Source organism: Streptomyces lavendulae subsp. lavendulae (assembly GCF_002803845.1).
GTDB lineage: Bacteria > Actinomycetota > Actinomycetes > Streptomycetales > Streptomycetaceae > Streptomyces > Streptomyces lavendulae.
On record NZ_CP024985.1, the window covers coordinates 3,894,991 to 3,909,463 of the forward strand.

General features: G+C 72.9%; 13 protein-coding genes. 6 read left to right on the forward strand and 7 right to left on the reverse strand.

Annotated elements, in window-relative coordinates:
• Nucleotides 1-96 precede the first annotated feature (96 nt).
• From SLAV_RS16830 to SLAV_RS16840, 3 genes are read right to left on the reverse strand one after another with little or no spacing between them, the layout of a single operon-like run.
• Complete coding sequence (locus tag SLAV_RS16830) at nt 97-1,005, reverse strand: acyl-CoA dehydrogenase family protein (protein ID WP_030241758.1); 909 nt, start codon at nt 1,003-1,005, stop codon at nt 97-99.
• Nucleotides 1,006-1,010: 5 nt separating this feature from the next.
• Nucleotides 1,011-2,165: an acyl-CoA dehydrogenase gene (locus SLAV_RS16835; RefSeq protein ID WP_030241761.1), complete on the reverse strand. Its 1,155-nt coding sequence runs from the start codon at nt 2,163-2,165 to the stop codon at nt 1,011-1,013.
• Nucleotides 2,165-3,352, reverse strand: a complete 1,188-nt coding sequence (locus SLAV_RS16840; protein WP_030241762.1) for an amidohydrolase family protein — start codon at nt 3,350-3,352, stop codon at nt 2,165-2,167. Before SLAV_RS16840 ends, SLAV_RS16835 begins: the two co-directional genes overlap by 1 nt.
• A gap of 154 nt (nt 3,353-3,506) precedes the next feature.
• Between SLAV_RS16840 and SLAV_RS16845 the strand changes: the two genes are divergently transcribed.
• The 4 genes from SLAV_RS16845 to SLAV_RS43155 all read left to right on the forward strand — a co-directional run bounded on the left by SLAV_RS16845 (nt 3,507) and on the right by SLAV_RS43155 (nt 8,728).
• Entirely contained in the window at nt 3,507-5,060 is a 1,554-nt protein-coding gene (locus SLAV_RS16845) for an AMP-binding protein (protein ID WP_030241765.1), read from the forward strand.
• A 289-nt stretch (nt 5,061-5,349) separates the two neighbouring features.
• On the forward strand, nt 5,350-5,628 hold the full coding sequence (locus SLAV_RS16850; RefSeq protein WP_030241766.1) for a hypothetical protein: 279 nt from the start codon (nt 5,350-5,352) through the stop codon (nt 5,626-5,628).
• Nucleotides 5,629-5,869: 241 nt separating this feature from the next.
• The gene (locus SLAV_RS16855; RefSeq protein ID WP_100660898.1) at nt 5,870-7,321 is read left to right on the forward strand and encodes a CHAP domain-containing protein; all 1,452 of its coding nucleotides are present in this window, start codon (nt 5,870-5,872) and stop codon (nt 7,319-7,321) included.
• Between the two features lie 102 nt (nt 7,322-7,423).
• A complete protein-coding gene (locus tag SLAV_RS43155; RefSeq protein WP_100660899.1) occupies nt 7,424-8,728 on the forward strand; it encodes a transglycosylase family protein in 1,305 nt (434 codons plus the stop codon).
• A gap of 57 nt (nt 8,729-8,785) precedes the next feature.
• On the opposite strand, the gene SLAV_RS16865 is transcribed toward SLAV_RS43155, so the two are convergent.
• Complete coding sequence (locus SLAV_RS16865; RefSeq protein ID WP_106979801.1) at nt 8,786-10,048, reverse strand: maleylpyruvate isomerase N-terminal domain-containing protein; 1,263 nt, start codon at nt 10,046-10,048, stop codon at nt 8,786-8,788.
• Complete coding sequence (locus tag SLAV_RS16870; protein ID WP_030241695.1) at nt 10,048-10,608, reverse strand: sigma-70 family RNA polymerase sigma factor; 561 nt, start codon at nt 10,606-10,608, stop codon at nt 10,048-10,050. The genes SLAV_RS16865 and SLAV_RS16870 overlap by 1 nt, the downstream gene beginning before the upstream one ends.
• A 267-nt stretch (nt 10,609-10,875) precedes the next feature.
• On the opposite strand from SLAV_RS16870, the gene SLAV_RS16875 reads away from it, so the two are divergent.
• Nucleotides 10,876-11,397 carry an EF-hand domain-containing protein gene (locus tag SLAV_RS16875; RefSeq protein WP_100660900.1) on the forward strand — a complete coding sequence of 174 codons (522 nt, stop codon included), beginning with the start codon at nt 10,876-10,878 and terminating at the stop codon, nt 11,395-11,397.
• 64 nt (nt 11,398-11,461) lie between these two features.
• On the opposite strand, the gene purU is transcribed toward SLAV_RS16875, so the two are convergent.
• Nucleotides 11,462-12,340 (reverse strand): formyltetrahydrofolate deformylase, encoded by an 879-nt coding sequence (gene purU, locus SLAV_RS16880; protein WP_030241701.1) that lies wholly within the window; start codon nt 12,338-12,340, stop codon nt 11,462-11,464.
• A gap of 14 nt (nt 12,341-12,354) precedes the next feature.
• Entirely contained in the window at nt 12,355-12,801 is a 447-nt protein-coding gene (locus SLAV_RS16885) for an SCO4402 family protein (protein ID WP_030241704.1), read from the reverse strand.
• 196 nt (nt 12,802-12,997) lie between these two features.
• Between SLAV_RS16885 and SLAV_RS16890 the strand changes: the two genes are divergently transcribed.
• On the forward strand, nt 12,998-14,467 hold the full coding sequence (locus SLAV_RS16890; RefSeq protein ID WP_030241707.1) for an ABC transporter substrate-binding protein: 1,470 nt from the start codon (nt 12,998-13,000) through the stop codon (nt 14,465-14,467).
• The last annotated feature ends 6 nt before the right edge of the window (nt 14,468-14,473 follow it).

Consider the following 14,473-nt stretch of genomic DNA (forward strand, 5'->3'; position numbering starts at 1 on the left):
CATGCGTCCCGCGTCGTTCCTCCCGTGCCCCGGGCCCACCGGGCCCGGCCCGGCCGGCCCCGACCGGCCCGGGTCCGGTCACGGACTGCTACCTTCCTACCCCGCAACCGCCTCCTCCAGCAGCCGCTCCGCCAGGAGTTCCTCCGCCCCCGCCGCCGTCCGCCACTGCCGGGCCCGCACCCACGCCCGTTTCAGGTGCAGGTGCACGTCCGCCTCCCAGGTGAAACCCATCCCGCCGTGCACCTGGAGGCAGTCCCGGGCACCCCGTACCGCCGCCCCGTCGGCCAGCAGCTTGGCCGCCGCGATCTCCGCGCCGTCCGCCGTCACCGCCGCCGCGTAGACCGCCGTACGGGCCACCTCCGCCCGCACCAGCATGTCCGCGCACAGGTGCTTGACCGCCTGGAACGCCCCGATCGGCTGCCCGAACTGCTCGCGCTCCCCCGCGTACCGCACCGCCAGCTCCACCGTCCGCAGCGCGCTGCCGACCTGGAGGGCCGCCGTCAGCAGCGCCCCCTCCTCCCGGTACGCCTCCACCCCCGCGCCCCCGGCCGCCTCCGCCCGCCACAGCGGGGTCAGCGGGTCCGCCGAGCGCACCGGGGTCCCGGCGGGGAGCGGGTCGGCGCCGAGCACCGCGTCGGCGTCGCCCAGGTGCGCCACCAGCGGCCCGTCCAGGTCGAAGGCGGTGACCACGGCCGTCCCCTCCGCCGCGCCGGGGACCGTCCCGGCGGCCAGGTGGGTGGCCACCAGCGGCCCCGGCAGCAGGGCCCGCCCGGCCTCCTCGAAGACGAGGACCGCCTCGGGCAGGCCGAGCCCGACCCCGCCCCCGGACTCCGCCAGCCGCAGCGCGAAGAGGCCCGCCGCGCCCAGCTCCCGCCACAGGTCCCGGTCCAGGGCGCCGTCGGCTTCCACCGACGCCCGCAGGGCCTCGCGCCCGTAGCGTCCGGCGAGGAGGTCCCGTACGCCCGCCCGCAGGTCCCGCTGGTCCTGCGTCAGCCGGAAGTCCACGGCGCTCACCGCCCCTTCGGAAGGCCGAGGATCCGCTCGGCGACGATGTTCCGCTGGATCTGCGAGGTGCCCGCCGCGATCGTGTACGAGAGGGACGAGAGCCGGTCCAGGGTCCACTCCTCCTCCAGCGAGAGGGAGTCCGCGCCCAGCACCTCCGCGGCGACGTCGTAGAGCTCCTGGCGGGCGTGGGAGTACGCCAGCTTGAAGACGCTGCCGCCCGTGCCGGGGATGCCGCCGGAGCGCTGCGCCTCGCTGACGTTCCACTGCGTCAGCCGCCACAGGGCCCCGAACTCCCCGTGCAGCCGCCCGAGGGTGCGCCGCAGCACCGGGTCGTCCCAGCGGCCGTTCGCCTGCGCGGTGCGGGCCAGCCGCGTCAGGGTGCGCCGGCAGGCGACGACCTCGCCGACGAAGGCGGTGCCCCGCTCGAAGGACAGGGTCACCATCGTCACGCGCCAGCCGTCGTTCTCCGCCCCGACCCGGTTGGCGACCGGGACCCGCACCTCGTCGAGGAAGACCTCCGCGAACTCGGCCGACCCGGCGAGGGTGCGCAGCGGCCGGACCGTGATCCCGGGCGCGTCCATCGGCAGGGCCAGCCAGGAGATCCCGCGGTGCCGGGGGGCCTGCGGGTCCGTGCGCACCAGCAGCTCGCACCAGTCGGCGACCTCCGCGTGCGAGGTCCAGATCTTCGATCCGGTGACGACGTACGCGTCCCCGTCGCGCACCGCCCGCGTGCGCAGGGAGGCCAGGTCGGAGCCGGCGCCGGGCTCGCTGAAGCCCTGGCACCACACCTCGTCGCCGCGCAGGACGGGCGGCAGCCAGCGGGCCCGCTGCTCGGCGGTGCCCTCGGCGGCGATGGTGGGTCCGGCGTGCAGCAGGCCGACGAAGTTCGCGCCGACGTAGGGGGCGCCGGCCCGCTCGGTCTCCTCCAGGAAGATCAGGTGCTGGGTCGGGGTGGCGCCGCGGCCGCCGGCGTCGACGGGCCAGTGCAGGCCCGCGTACCCGGCGTCGTGGAGCCTGCGCTGCCAGCCCAGGTCGTAGGCGCGGCGGCCGGGCCAGTCGTCCGGGGAGGGCCGGGCGGGCAGCTCGGGCAGGGTCTTGCCCAGCCACTCGCGCAGCCGGGCCCGGAAGTCCCGCTCCTCCTCGGTGTAGGTGAGGTCCATCAGGTGAGGTCCAGGCCGAGCATGCGGATGGCGTTGCCGCGCATCAGTTTGTGGACGGTCTCCGCGTCGAGGTCCTTCACGTGGTCGAGGGCGACCTCCCTGGTGTGCGGGAAGGTCGAGTCCACGTGCGGGTAGTCGGTCTCGAAGGTGGCGTTGTCGCGGCCGACGACGTCGAGGGAGGCGATCCCGTGCTTGTCGCGGAAGAAGCAGCAGTAGATCTGGCGGTAGTAGTACGTGGACGGCGGCTCGGGGATCAGGTCGCGGACCCCGCCCCAGGCGCGGTGCTCGCGCCAGACGTCGTCGGCGCGTTCGAGGGCGTACGGGATCCAGCCCATCTGGCCCTCGCTGTAGGCGAGGGTGAGCCGCGGGAACTTCACCAGGACCCCGCTGAAGAGGAAGTCCATCATCGAGGCCATGGCGTTGTTGAAGCTCAGCGAGGCCTGGACGGCGGGCGGGGCGTCCGGGGAGGCGGCGGGCATCTGGGACGAGGACCCGATGTGCATGTTCACGACCGTGCCGGTCTCCTGGCAGACGGCGAAGAAGGGGTCCCAGTAGCCGGAGTGGATGGACGGCAGGCCCAGGTGGGTGGGGATCTCGGAGAAGGTCACCGCGCGGACGCCGCGGGCGGCGTTGCGGCGGATCTCGGCGACCGCCAGGTCGATGTCCCAGAGCGGGATGATGCACAGCGGGATGAGCCGGCCGCCGCTGTCGCCGCACCACTCCTCGACCATCCAGTCGTTGTAGGCGCGCACGCAGGCGAGCGCGACCTCCTTGTCGTGGGCCTCGGCGAAGGTCTGGCCGCAGAAGCGCGGGAAGGTGGGGAAGCAGAGGGAGGCCTCGACGTGGTTGAGGTCCATGTCGGCGAGGCGCGCCTTGGGGTCCCAGCAGCCGCGCCGCATCTCCTCGCGGGTGATGCCCTCCAGCGTCATGTCGTCGCGGTCGAAGCCGACGGCGGCGATGTTGCGCTTGTACGGGAACTTCAGGTCCTCGTAGATCCACCAGTCGGTCGGCGGGCCGTCGGGGTCCATGGAGATCACGTACTTGCCGCCGGTGTAGACGAGGTCGCCGATGCCCGCCGTGAGGGGCTTGGGGCCGCGGTCCCGGTACTTGGCCGGCAGCCACACGTCGAACAGGTGGGCCGGTTCGATCACGTGGTCGTCGACGCTGATGATCCGAGGCAGTTCCATGGTCTCCCCAATCCGATCTGATGGATCGTCAGAAACAAGCTAGCCCCGCCACCCCTGGACCGACAAGCGTCCGAGGCCTACGCTCTGCGCTTGACCTGACTACCCGTCAGACTCGTTGGCCACCGTCGACTGCCACGCCCAGGGGAGGTCCGGGATGACGGACACCGTGACGGATCCGAGCAGCTGCGCCACCCTGTGGGAACTGGTCTCCCGGCGGGCCGACCGCACCCCGGACGCACCCGTCCTCATCGAGGCCGCCGAGGACCCCGCCGACGACCGCACCCTGACCTTCGGCGCCCTGCGCGAGCGCGCCGAACGCGCCGCGGCGGGCCTGTACGCGATGGGGGTGCGCCCCGGCACGGTCGTCGCCTGGCAGCTGCCCACCCGCATCGAGACGGTGCTGCTCTCGCTCGCCCTGGCCCGGATCGGCGCCGTCCAGTCGCCGGTGATCCCCTTCTACCGCGACCGCGAGGTGGGCTTCGCGCTGCGCGAGGCCAAGGCCGGGTTCTTCGCCGTGCCCGGCGTCTGGCGCGGCTTCGACCACACCGCGATGGCCGCCCGGATCGGCGCCCGCGGGGTCTTCGAGGCCTACGACTCCCTCCCCGACGGCGACCCCGCCGTGCTGCCCCCGCCGCCGGCCGACGGGACCTCCGTACGGTGGATCTACTGGACCTCCGGCACCACCTCCGACCCCAAGGGCGTCCTGCACACCGACCGCTCGCTCATCGCGGGCGGCACCTGCCTCGCCGACGCGCTGCGGCTGACCCCCGCCGACGTCGGCTCGATCGCCTTCCCGTACGCGCACATAGGCGGCCCCGACTACCTGGTGATGCTGCTGCTGTACGGGTTCCCGGCGGTGCTCTTCGAGAAGTTCGCGCTGCCCGGCGCACTGGACGGCTACCGGCGCCACGGGGTCACCGTCGCGGGCGGCTCCACCGCCTTCTACTCCCTCTTCCTCGCCGAACAGCGCAAGGACCCCGGGACGCGCCTCATCCCCACCCTGCGCCTGCTGGCCGGCGGCGGCGCCCCCAAGCCCCCGGAGATCTACCACGCGGTGGTGCGCGAACTGGGCTGCCAGCTCACCCACGGGTACGGCATGACCGAGGTCCCGATGATCACCATGGGCTCCCCGGACGACACCCCGGAGAACCTCGCCACCACCGAGGGTCGCCCCCCGCGCACCATGTCCGTCCGCATCACCACCCCCGACGGCACCCCCCTGCCCGCCGGGACCGACGGGGAGGTGCGGCTGCGCGGCGAGGCCGTCTGCCGGGGCTACCTGGGCCGCCAGGACTCCGCGGAGGTCTTCGACGCCGACGGCTACCTGATCACCGGCGACCTCGGCCACCTCACCGCCGACGGCCACCTGGTCCTCACCGGCCGCAGCAAGGACGTGATCATCCGCAAGGGCGAGAACATCTCGGCGAAGGAGATCGAGGACCTCCTGCACCTGCTCCCGGCCGTGGGCGACGTCGCCGTCATCGGCCTCCCCGACCCCGAACGCGGGGAGCGGGTCTGCGCCGTGATCGAGCAGCCGCCGGGGGCCGCGCCCCTGACCCTGCCCCAGCTGACGGCCCACCTCCGGGCCCAGGGCCTGTCCCCCCACAAGCTCCCCGAGCAGCTGGAGCTGGTCGACGCCCTGCCCCGCAACGACGCGCTGCGCAAGGTCCTCAAGTACCGCCTGCGGGAGCGCTATTCACGCCCCTGACGGACCCTCGGGCGACCGCCCCGCGGGCTCCGCTGACACCAAGGTGCCAGGCCCCTTGGTGCCGGTCGCAAAGCCTTCCCCGGGGCTTCCCGACGCAGCAGGATAGTGCTCACCGGAACGGCGGCGGGAAAAGAAAACCCCAGGCCGGGGCCCACGAGGGCCGGCCAGCCGCCTCCGGCGACACCGTCCGAAACACGTCAGAAGCCCGGGGGCACAGCCATGCCGAAAACCACTCGCACGCACCGCAGCGACTGCGCCGCCGGCGACGTCATCGGCTGGGACTGACACCGTGCTCCTCGTCCGCACGCCCCTCCACAGCGACACCGGGGCACCGGGGACCGAGAGCGGGGCGAGCCTCCTCCAGGACGCCCTCTGGGCCCACGCCGGCCCGCACCACGCACTGGAACACGTACGGGTCCGCCCGGTACCGCAGGGCCTGCACGTCGCACTGTTCGTCCGGGCGGAGCACACCGCCGCCGCCCACGAAAAGGCCCACGACCTCCTCACCCTCGTCCTCGCGACCGGCGCCGCCCGCGGCTACACCCCGGGCCCGCTGATCCGCCACTGAACCACCACCGATCCACCGCCACGGCCCCGGGCCGTGCGCTCCGGCCGCCGGCCGTCCGACCGCTGTTCCTGCAGGGCAGCCGTCACCACCGGCGACCAGGCCACCGCACCGTCCGCCCCCACCCGGGCTCCGGACGAGAACGCGAACCGGCCCACACCACTTGGCAACACCCGCACCACCCTTCGTCCTTCTTCCCCGGCCCTGACGCCTCGGGCCGCCCTGTCCTCACGGAGACACCACCATGACCTCGCGTCGCTCCTCCCGCATGCTCACCGTCGCCCTCACCACCTTCGTCGCCGCGCCGATGCTGGCCGTCGCCCTGCCCGCCGTCTCGGCGCAGGCCGAGTCCCAGACCGTCGCCTCGATCGCCCGGGGCCAGGTCGGCGGCACGTGCGGCGACTACAACTGCCAGTACCCCGGCGCCTGGTGCGCCGAGTTCACCCGCTGGGTGTGGAACAAGGCCGGCGCGAACACCTCCGGCATCAGCGCGGCGGCCGTCAGCATCTACCAGTACGGCAAGAACAAGGGGACGCTGCACGGCAGCCCGCAGGTCGGCGACGCGGTCCTCTACGACAAGGACGGCAGCCTGAACGACGGCGACGCCGACCACGTCAACATCGTCGTCGCGGTCGACGGGGACAGCATCCAGACCGTCGGCGGCAACGAGAGCGGCGGCGTGCGCTTCCGCAGCTGGTTCAACTGGAAGACCAACTCCAGCCCGGTGGGCGCCGGCCGGGCCCTGGCCTTCGTCGGCCCGTCCGGTCTGTCGGAGACCCCCACCGCGCCGGTCAGCAAGGCCGGTGACCTCTTCCACGCCACCCGTCTCGCCGACGGCAACTGGGAGGGCTTCGCCCCGCTGAACGGCTTCGGCGGCGCGGCGTTCTTCAACGCCTCCCAGGAATCCATCGCGGCGACCCCGGACGGCTCGACGCAGACCCTGGCCACCGGGAACGACGGCAACCTCTACCACACCGCCCGCTACGCGGACCGTTCCTGGACGGGCTGGGCCAAGGTCGACGGTTACGCCGGCGCCGCGAACTTCGGCGCGAGGGACCAGGCGATGGCCGGCATGCCCAACGGCGACGCCCAGCTCATGGCCATCGGCAACGACGGCAAGATCTACCAGAACACCCGCTACAAGGCCGGCAACTGGCAGGGCTGGTCCCCCGTCGGCACCTGGCAGGCCAAGAAGATCGCCGTCGCCGGCCTCCCCGACGGCTCCACCCAGACCCTCATCATCGGCAACGACGGCAACATCTACCACGCCATCCGCTCCACCGACGGCACCTGGACCGGCTGGAACGCCGTCGACGGCCTCGGCGACGCCACCTTCCAGGCCGGCAACATCGCCATCGCCGCACTCCCCAACGGCGACACCCAGCTCCTCGCCACCGGCAGCGACGGCCTCGTCTACCACAACATCCGCAACGCCAACGGAACCTGGCAGGGCTGGAGCAAGGTCGACGGCTACGGCGGCGCCCCCGGCTTCGCCGCCAGCAGCCTCGCCATCACCGGCCTGCCCAACGGCGACACCCAGATGCTCGCCGTAGGCAACGACGGCAAGACCTACCACGCCGCCCGCTACGCCAACGGCAGCTGGCAGGGCTGGTGGGCCACCGGAATGGGCGCCCAGAAGGTCGCCATCACCGGCCTCACCGACGGCAGCACCCAGATGCTCGCCACCCGCAACTGAGTCCGCGGGGCCGGCCCACCACACCCGGTGGGCCGGCCCCCGCCGCACCGCCGTCGCAGCCCGCCGCCGCCCTTCCGCCCGTAGCAGAGAGAGACCTCCGCGATGTCCCGCAACGCCGTTCGCCGCCCCCGCCTCGCCGTCATCACCGCCACCGCGCTCGCAGCCGTCGCCCTCTCGACGATCGGCGCCGGGTCCGCGCAGGCCGCCTCCGTCTCCACCTGGGACAAGGTGGCGCAGTGCGAGAGCACCAACAACTGGAGCATCAACACCGGCAACGGCTACTACGGCGGTCTCCAGATACTCAAGAGCACCTGGGACTCCTTCGGCGGGCGGGCCTACGCCGCCTACCCCCACCAGGCCACGAAGAAGCAGCAGATCCTGATCGCCGAGAAGATCCTGGCCGGCCAGGGCGCCGGCGCCTGGGGCAGCTGCGGCGCGGCCGCGAGCCTGGGCTCGGACCACTCGGACCCGTACCCCGGCGACACCGCCCCGCCGGCGCCGGTCAGCAAGGCCGGTGACCTCTTCCACGCCATCCGTCTCGCCGACGGGAACTGGACCCCGTTCCAGGCGCTGAACGGCTTCGGCGGCGCGGCGTTCTTCAACGCCTCCCAGGAATCCATCGCGGCGACCCCGGACGGCTCGACGCAGACCCTGGCCACCGGGAACGACGGCAACCTCTACCACACCGCCCGCTACACCAACGGCCAGTGGACCGGGTGGGCGGCCCTCCCCGGCTTCGCCGGCGCCGCGAACTTCGGCGCGAGGGACCAGGCGATGGCCGGCATGCCCAACGGCGACGCCCAGCTCATGGCCATCGGCAACGACGGCAAGATCTACCAGAACACCCGCTACAAGGCCGGCAACTGGCAGGGCTGGTCCCCCGTCGGCACCTGGCAGGCCAAGAAGATCGCCGTCGCCGGCCTCCCCGACGGCTCCACCCAGACCCTCATCATCGGCAACGACGGCAACATCTACCACGCCATCCGCTCCACCGACGGCACCTGGACCGGCTGGAACGCCGTCGACGGCCTCGGCGACGCCACCTTCCAGGCCGGCAACATTGCCATCGCCGCACTCCCCAACGGCGACACCCAGCTCCTCGCCACCGGCAGCGACGGCCTCGTCTACCACAACATCCGCAACGCCAACGGAACCTGGCAGGGCTGGAGCAAGGTCGACGGCTACGGCGGCGCCCCCGGCTTCGCCGCCAGCAGCCTCGCCATCACCGGCCTGCCCAACGGCGACACCCAGATGCTCGCCGTAGGCAACGACGGCAAGACCTACCACGCCGCCCGCTACGCCAACGGCAGCTGGCAGGGCTGGTGGGCCACCGGAATGGGCGCCCAGAAGGTCGCCATCACCGGCCTCACCGACGGCAGCACCCAGATGCTCGCCACCCGCAACTGATCACCGCACCACCCCGTACGCGGTTCCGGTTCCCCGGAGCCGCGTACGCGCGTACCCCTACAGCCGGCTCAGCGAAGCCGCCGCGAACAGGACGTCGCGGATCGCCTCGCGGTCGCCGGTCTGGCCGACGGCGGCGTCCTCCGGGGAGATGTGCCCGGCGGCGAGCTGGCAGAACTCGACGCCGTCCAGCGCGACCTCCGCCACCGTGTGCTCCCGCGACGGCTTCGCCGCCGGGGAGTCCAGGGCGATGTCCCAGGAGCCGCCGCCCGCCCCCTCGATCTCCAGGTGCAGGGTCCGCCCCGGAGCGCCCGCCGCGACCAGGCCGCGCGGCGGCGCCGCCAGCCCCGAGCGCCGGCGGCCCGCCAGGGCGGTGGGGAGCAGCCGCGCCGCGAGGTCGATCATGCGGTGCAGGTGCGGGCCCGACGGCGGCCCGTACGGGTAGTCCACGGCCTCGGCGATGTCCGAGGCGTGCACCCAGCACTCGAAGGCCCGCTCCAGGAAGGCGTCGGCGAGCGGCAGCGCGAAGGGCCCGTAGTCGACGGCGAGTTCGGCGGCGCCCCGGCCCGCGAAGGAGACCGTACGGACCAGGGTGTGGCCCTGCTCCCGCCAGGGGTCGCGGACCGCGCCGGTGCCCGGGCGGGCGTCGGAGCTCCAGAAGTGCTCCGTGCGCCCCGCGGGTCCGCCCGGGGGTGCGTGCGGCCCCAGCGGATCGTCGAGGCCGAGGGCGGTGGCGACGAGCCCGTCCACCGTCAGCAGGTGGCCGATCACCCCGGACACGGTGGTCCGGCGGGTGCGGCGGCGCTCCTCCTGGAACCACTTCAGCCGGACGGGGGTGTCCCACTCCGCCTCGCCGAAGTCCCGCAGCAGCGCGTCGAGGCGCGCGGTCTCGGTGTCGTACGGGCCCGCCCACACCGGTACCGGGATGCGGGCGGGGCGCCTGCCCAGGCAGTCCTCCAGCACCCGCGAACGCAGCAGCGGCTTGAGGTCGAGGGTCTCCTCGGGGTGCAGCAGCCCCACGGCGTCCCGCAGCCGCAGCGCCTCCTCCGCGCAGGGCGCGCACTCGGTGAGGTGGTCCTCCACGGCCTGGGTCTCCTCGGCGGAGCAGGCGGCGAGCGCCCACGCTCCGAGCAGGGACTTCAGTACGCGGTGCGGGGGCGGCGGTGCGGGCACCGGCTCGGGCGGTTCCAGGTCGTCACCGGCCGGGCGGGGTCCCGGTATCCGCGGCGCGCGGCCCGCCGCGTACTCGTGGGCCGCGTCGTGGGCCGCGTCGTGGGCTTCGCCGGGGGTGCCTTCGGGGGTGCCTTCGGAGGGGGCGGTCATCAGGTGGTTCCGTATCCGCGAGGGGCAGGGTCCTCCCGGGGGAGGACGTTGGCGGTCGACAGCAGCTGGAGGCCGAGCCGCAGCCGGCGGCGCGCCTCGTCCTCGCTGATCTGCAGGTCGGCGGCGGCCTGCCGGTAGTCGCGCCGCTTGAAGTAGGCGAGTTCCAGGGCGGCGCGCAGCGGCGCGGGCATGGAGGTGACGATGTAGTCGGCGCGGGCGGCGGCGTTGGCGCTGCGCACCTTCTGCTCCAGCTCCTCGTGGGAGCCCCGGCCGAATTCGACCTGGCGCAGCCGGGCGACGGCCTGGCCCTGGGCGATCCGGGCGACCCAGGAGCGCATGGAGCCCTGCTTGGGGTCGTAGGCGTCGGGGTTCTCCCAGATGTAGCCGAAGACCTCGCGGGTGATCCGGTCCGCGGCCTTCTCGTCGCCCAGCACCCGGTGCGCCAGGCCGTGCACGAGGGAGGCGAAGCGGTCGTAGAGCTCGCCGAGCGCGGCGGCCTCACCGCGCGCGAGACGCTGCTGCATGCGGCGGTCCCAACGCGGTGGAACGTCCTTCGCCATGCCGCCTCCCGCCGTGTGCCGACCCGTCAAATGTAGTGCGCAACCGATGGAACGCGCCTGTTTTGGGCGAACCCCGTCCGCGGACCACGCCTTACGTGCTAGGGCCACCGTTGGCACAGGTGTACGCGCCCTGCCGCGCTCCCCGTGCGCGGGTTCGATGCGGCCACCTCCTTGACCGCTTCGCTTAACGCTCAGGCCACCGAGGCCTTACGCTCCTGCCTGTCTTGAACTGCACTCCCTCGCACACGTGAAGGCGGAACTCCGCATATGGACAGCGCAGAATACGAGCGCAAGATCGCCGCCCGATTCGCCACTTTCGACCAGGACGGATCCGGCTACATCGATCGGGAGGACTTCAGTACGGCGGCCAGGGCCGTACTGGCCGAATTCGGCACCACCGCGCGGTCGGACAAGGGCCAGGCCGTCTTCAACGGGGCGGAGGCGTTCTGGCAGGGGATGGCCGGGATCGCCGACGTGGACGGGGACCAGCGGGTGTCCCGGGAGGAGTTCGTCACCGGGGCGGCCAAGCGGCTGCGGGACAGTCCGCAGCGGTTCGCGGAGATCGCGCGCCCGTTCTTGGCCGCGGTGATCGCGGTGGCGGACGAGGACGGCACCGGCGCCGCGACCCCGACGGCCGCGGCCCGCGTCCTGCGGGTGCTCGGCACCGCGCCGGAGCTGGCCGGCCCGGTGGCGCGGGCGCTGGACGCGGACGGCGACGGCCTGATCTCCGAGGACGAGATCCTGGCGGCCTTCGCGGGCTACTGCGGGGTGGAGGCACCCGACGCGTGACAGCGCGCGCGGCGGGCCGGGCGGTGTCCGCCCGGCCCGCCGCGCGGGCTCGCTCGGTGCGCCGTCAGGCGAAGACGACGGTGCGGCTGCCGTTCAGCAGGACGCGGTGCTCGCTGTGCCACTTCACCGCGCGGGCGAGCGCCTGGCACTCCACGTCGCGGCCGATGGCGACCAGCTGGTCGGGCGTGACCTCGTGGCCGACGCGCTCGACCTCCTGCTCGATGATCGGGCCCTCGTCGAGGTCGGCGGTCACGTAGTGCGCGGTGGCGCCGATGAGCTTCACACCGCGGGCGTGCGCCTGGTGGTAGGGCTTGGCGCCCTTGAAGCTCGGCAGGAAGGAGTGGTGGATGTTGATGATCCGCCCGCTCAGTTCCTTGCACAGGGTGTCGGACAGCACCTGCATGTAGCGGGCGAGGACGACGAGCTGGACGTCCTGCGCGCGGACCAGTTCGAGCAGCTGCGCCTCGGCGTCCGCCTTGGTGTCCTTGGTGACCGGGATGTGCACGAAGGGCACGTCGTACGAGCCGACCAGCTCGGCGAAGTCGGTGTGGTTCGAGACCACGGCCGCGATCTCCACGGGCAGCGCGCCGATCCGCGAGCGGAACAGCAGGTCGTTCAGGCAGTGGCCGAACTTCGACACCATGAGGACGATCCGCATGCGCTCGTCGGAGCGGTGGATCTGCCAGTCCATACGGAAGGAGTCGCCGATCGCGGCGAAGCTCGCGCGCAGCTTCTCCACGGTGACCGCCGGCTCGGCCTCGAAGTGCACCCGCATGAAGAAGAGGCCGGTCTCCCGGTCTCCGAACTGCTGGCTGTCCACGATGTTGCAGCCGGTCATGAAGAGGTAACTCGACACGGCGTGCACGATGCCCTGCTTGTCGGGGCAGGACACGGTCAGGACGTACTGGGGCTGGGCAGTGGCCTCGGGCTGCGGGTCGCTCATGACGGCATAGCCTTTCACACCGCGCGGGTGAGCATCCTCAGTACGTCGACCGAGGTGGGCGCCTCGTCCGGATCCTCCCCGTCCGCCGTCGCCATCCGTACGTGCGCCTCGCGCGCGGCCCGTACCGCCTCGGGCCAGGCGTGGTGCTCCAGGTACGTGGAGACGGGGGCGTCGGGGCCGACCTGGTGCAGGATCCGCAGCACCCGCAGGACGGCGAGGTCCACGAGGGCGGCCTCCTGTGCGTCCCGGAAGATCGTGCCGACGTACTTGTCGGCGGACCAGCTGTCGAGCCAGGTGTCCTCGACGAGCCGGTACACGGCGTCGGTGACGTCCCCGTAGCCTTCCGCGCCGGTCAGCCAGACCTCCTCCTGGAACACCGGGTCGGAGAGCATGTGCAGCGCGGAGCGCACGTTCGCGCGCCAGCGCCACCACGGCATGTCGTTGAGGGGCATGCCGCCCATGGTGGAGGAGCGGCCGCCGCGGCGGGAAGAGTTCTTCGAACCTTGGGCGAATGTCACGCTTTCGATCGTACGTTCCCCCGCGTCCCGATCTTGAAGCGCCTGTGGAGGACGACTCCCCAGCAATTCACCTGGGCGTCACCCAATGTTGTGTACACCTCACCATCCAGTTCCCCGGCGAGCGGAATGGTCGGTGGACATGACCGATCGCCGACGCGCAACTGCCCTGTCCCGTCTGCTCCTTGCCTCGGCGATGGGCGCGTGTCTGACCACCGCGTGCGGGGTGCTCCCCGGGGGCTCGGGGGGCTCCGGGGGCACCCTCACGGTCATGACGTTCGCACCGATGGGCACGAAAGCGACGAACATGCCGGGAATGCCCGGCATGGCGAAGGCCTACGAACGCTGGGTCAACGCCAACGGCGGCATCCACGGCCACAAGCTGCGCGTCCTGACCTGCAACGAGAAGAACACCCCGACCAGCGCCGCCGACTGCGCCCGCCAGGCCATCGCCGAGAAGGCCGTCGCCGTCGTCGGCTCGTACAGCCAGCACGGACGTGCCTTCATGGCCCCGCTGGAGGCCGAGGGCATCCCCTTCATCGGCGGCTACGGGGTCTCCTCCGAGGAGTTCCAGAGCCCCCTGTCCTACCCGGTCAACGGCGGCCAGCCCGCCCTGCTCGCCGGCGCCGGGCACCAGCTGGGCAAGGCCTGCGCCCAGGTGTCGCTGGTACGCCCGGACACCCTCGCCGGTGACACCATGCCGGTCCTGCTGAACGCGGGGCTGCGGGCCAACAAGATGCCGGACGCCTCCGACATCCGGGCCGCCGAGGACTCCGCGGACCTGACCCCGCAGGCGCGCGAGGCGCTGGCCGACGGGTCGGCGGGCGGCCCGGCCAAGGACACGGCGAAGGGCGGCGCCAAGGACGCGGGGGCGGGGTCGGGGGCCGGAGCCGCAGCGGGGACCGGAACCGCAGCGGGGGCCGGAGCCGCAGCGGGGGCCGGAGCCGCAGCGGGGGCCGGAGCCGCAGCGGGGGCCGGCGGGGCAGCGGGGGCCGGCGGGGCCAAGGATTCCGCGCCCAAGGAGGGCAAGCCCTGCGTCACGGCCGTCCTCGGCGAGCGCACCGAGACCTTCTTCGACGCCTTCCGCCGCCTCGACACCCAGCACCGCGACCCGCAGATCGCCTCCGTCCTCGGCAGCGTCAGCCAGGCCCTCGTCGACCGCACCGGCGGCAAGGAGAGCCCCTTCGAGGGGGCCTTCGTCACCAGCTGGTACCCGGTCTCGACCGACCCGCTGTGGGCCCCGATGCGGAAGGTGATCACCGAGCAGGCGTTCGGCGACGACACCGTCGACCCCGACGACAGCGGGGCCCAGACCACCTGGATCGCGTACACCGTGCTGAACGAGATCGTGCAGCGCTTCAAGGCCGACGAGGACGTCACGGCCCGCAAGGTGGCCCGGGCGCTCAACGAGTCCGAGGGCGTCAAGACGGCCGGCCTCACCCCCGACCTCAGCTGGCGCTACCAGGACATGCGGGCCGTGGCGGGCTTCCCCCGCCTGGTCAACGGCCGGGTCAGCTTCCAGATCGTCCGGGCGGGCCGCATCGTCGACCAGCCCGGCGAGCCTGCCCAGGACATGACCTCGACCCTGGAACAGGCTCCCCGCTCGGCCTGATCACCC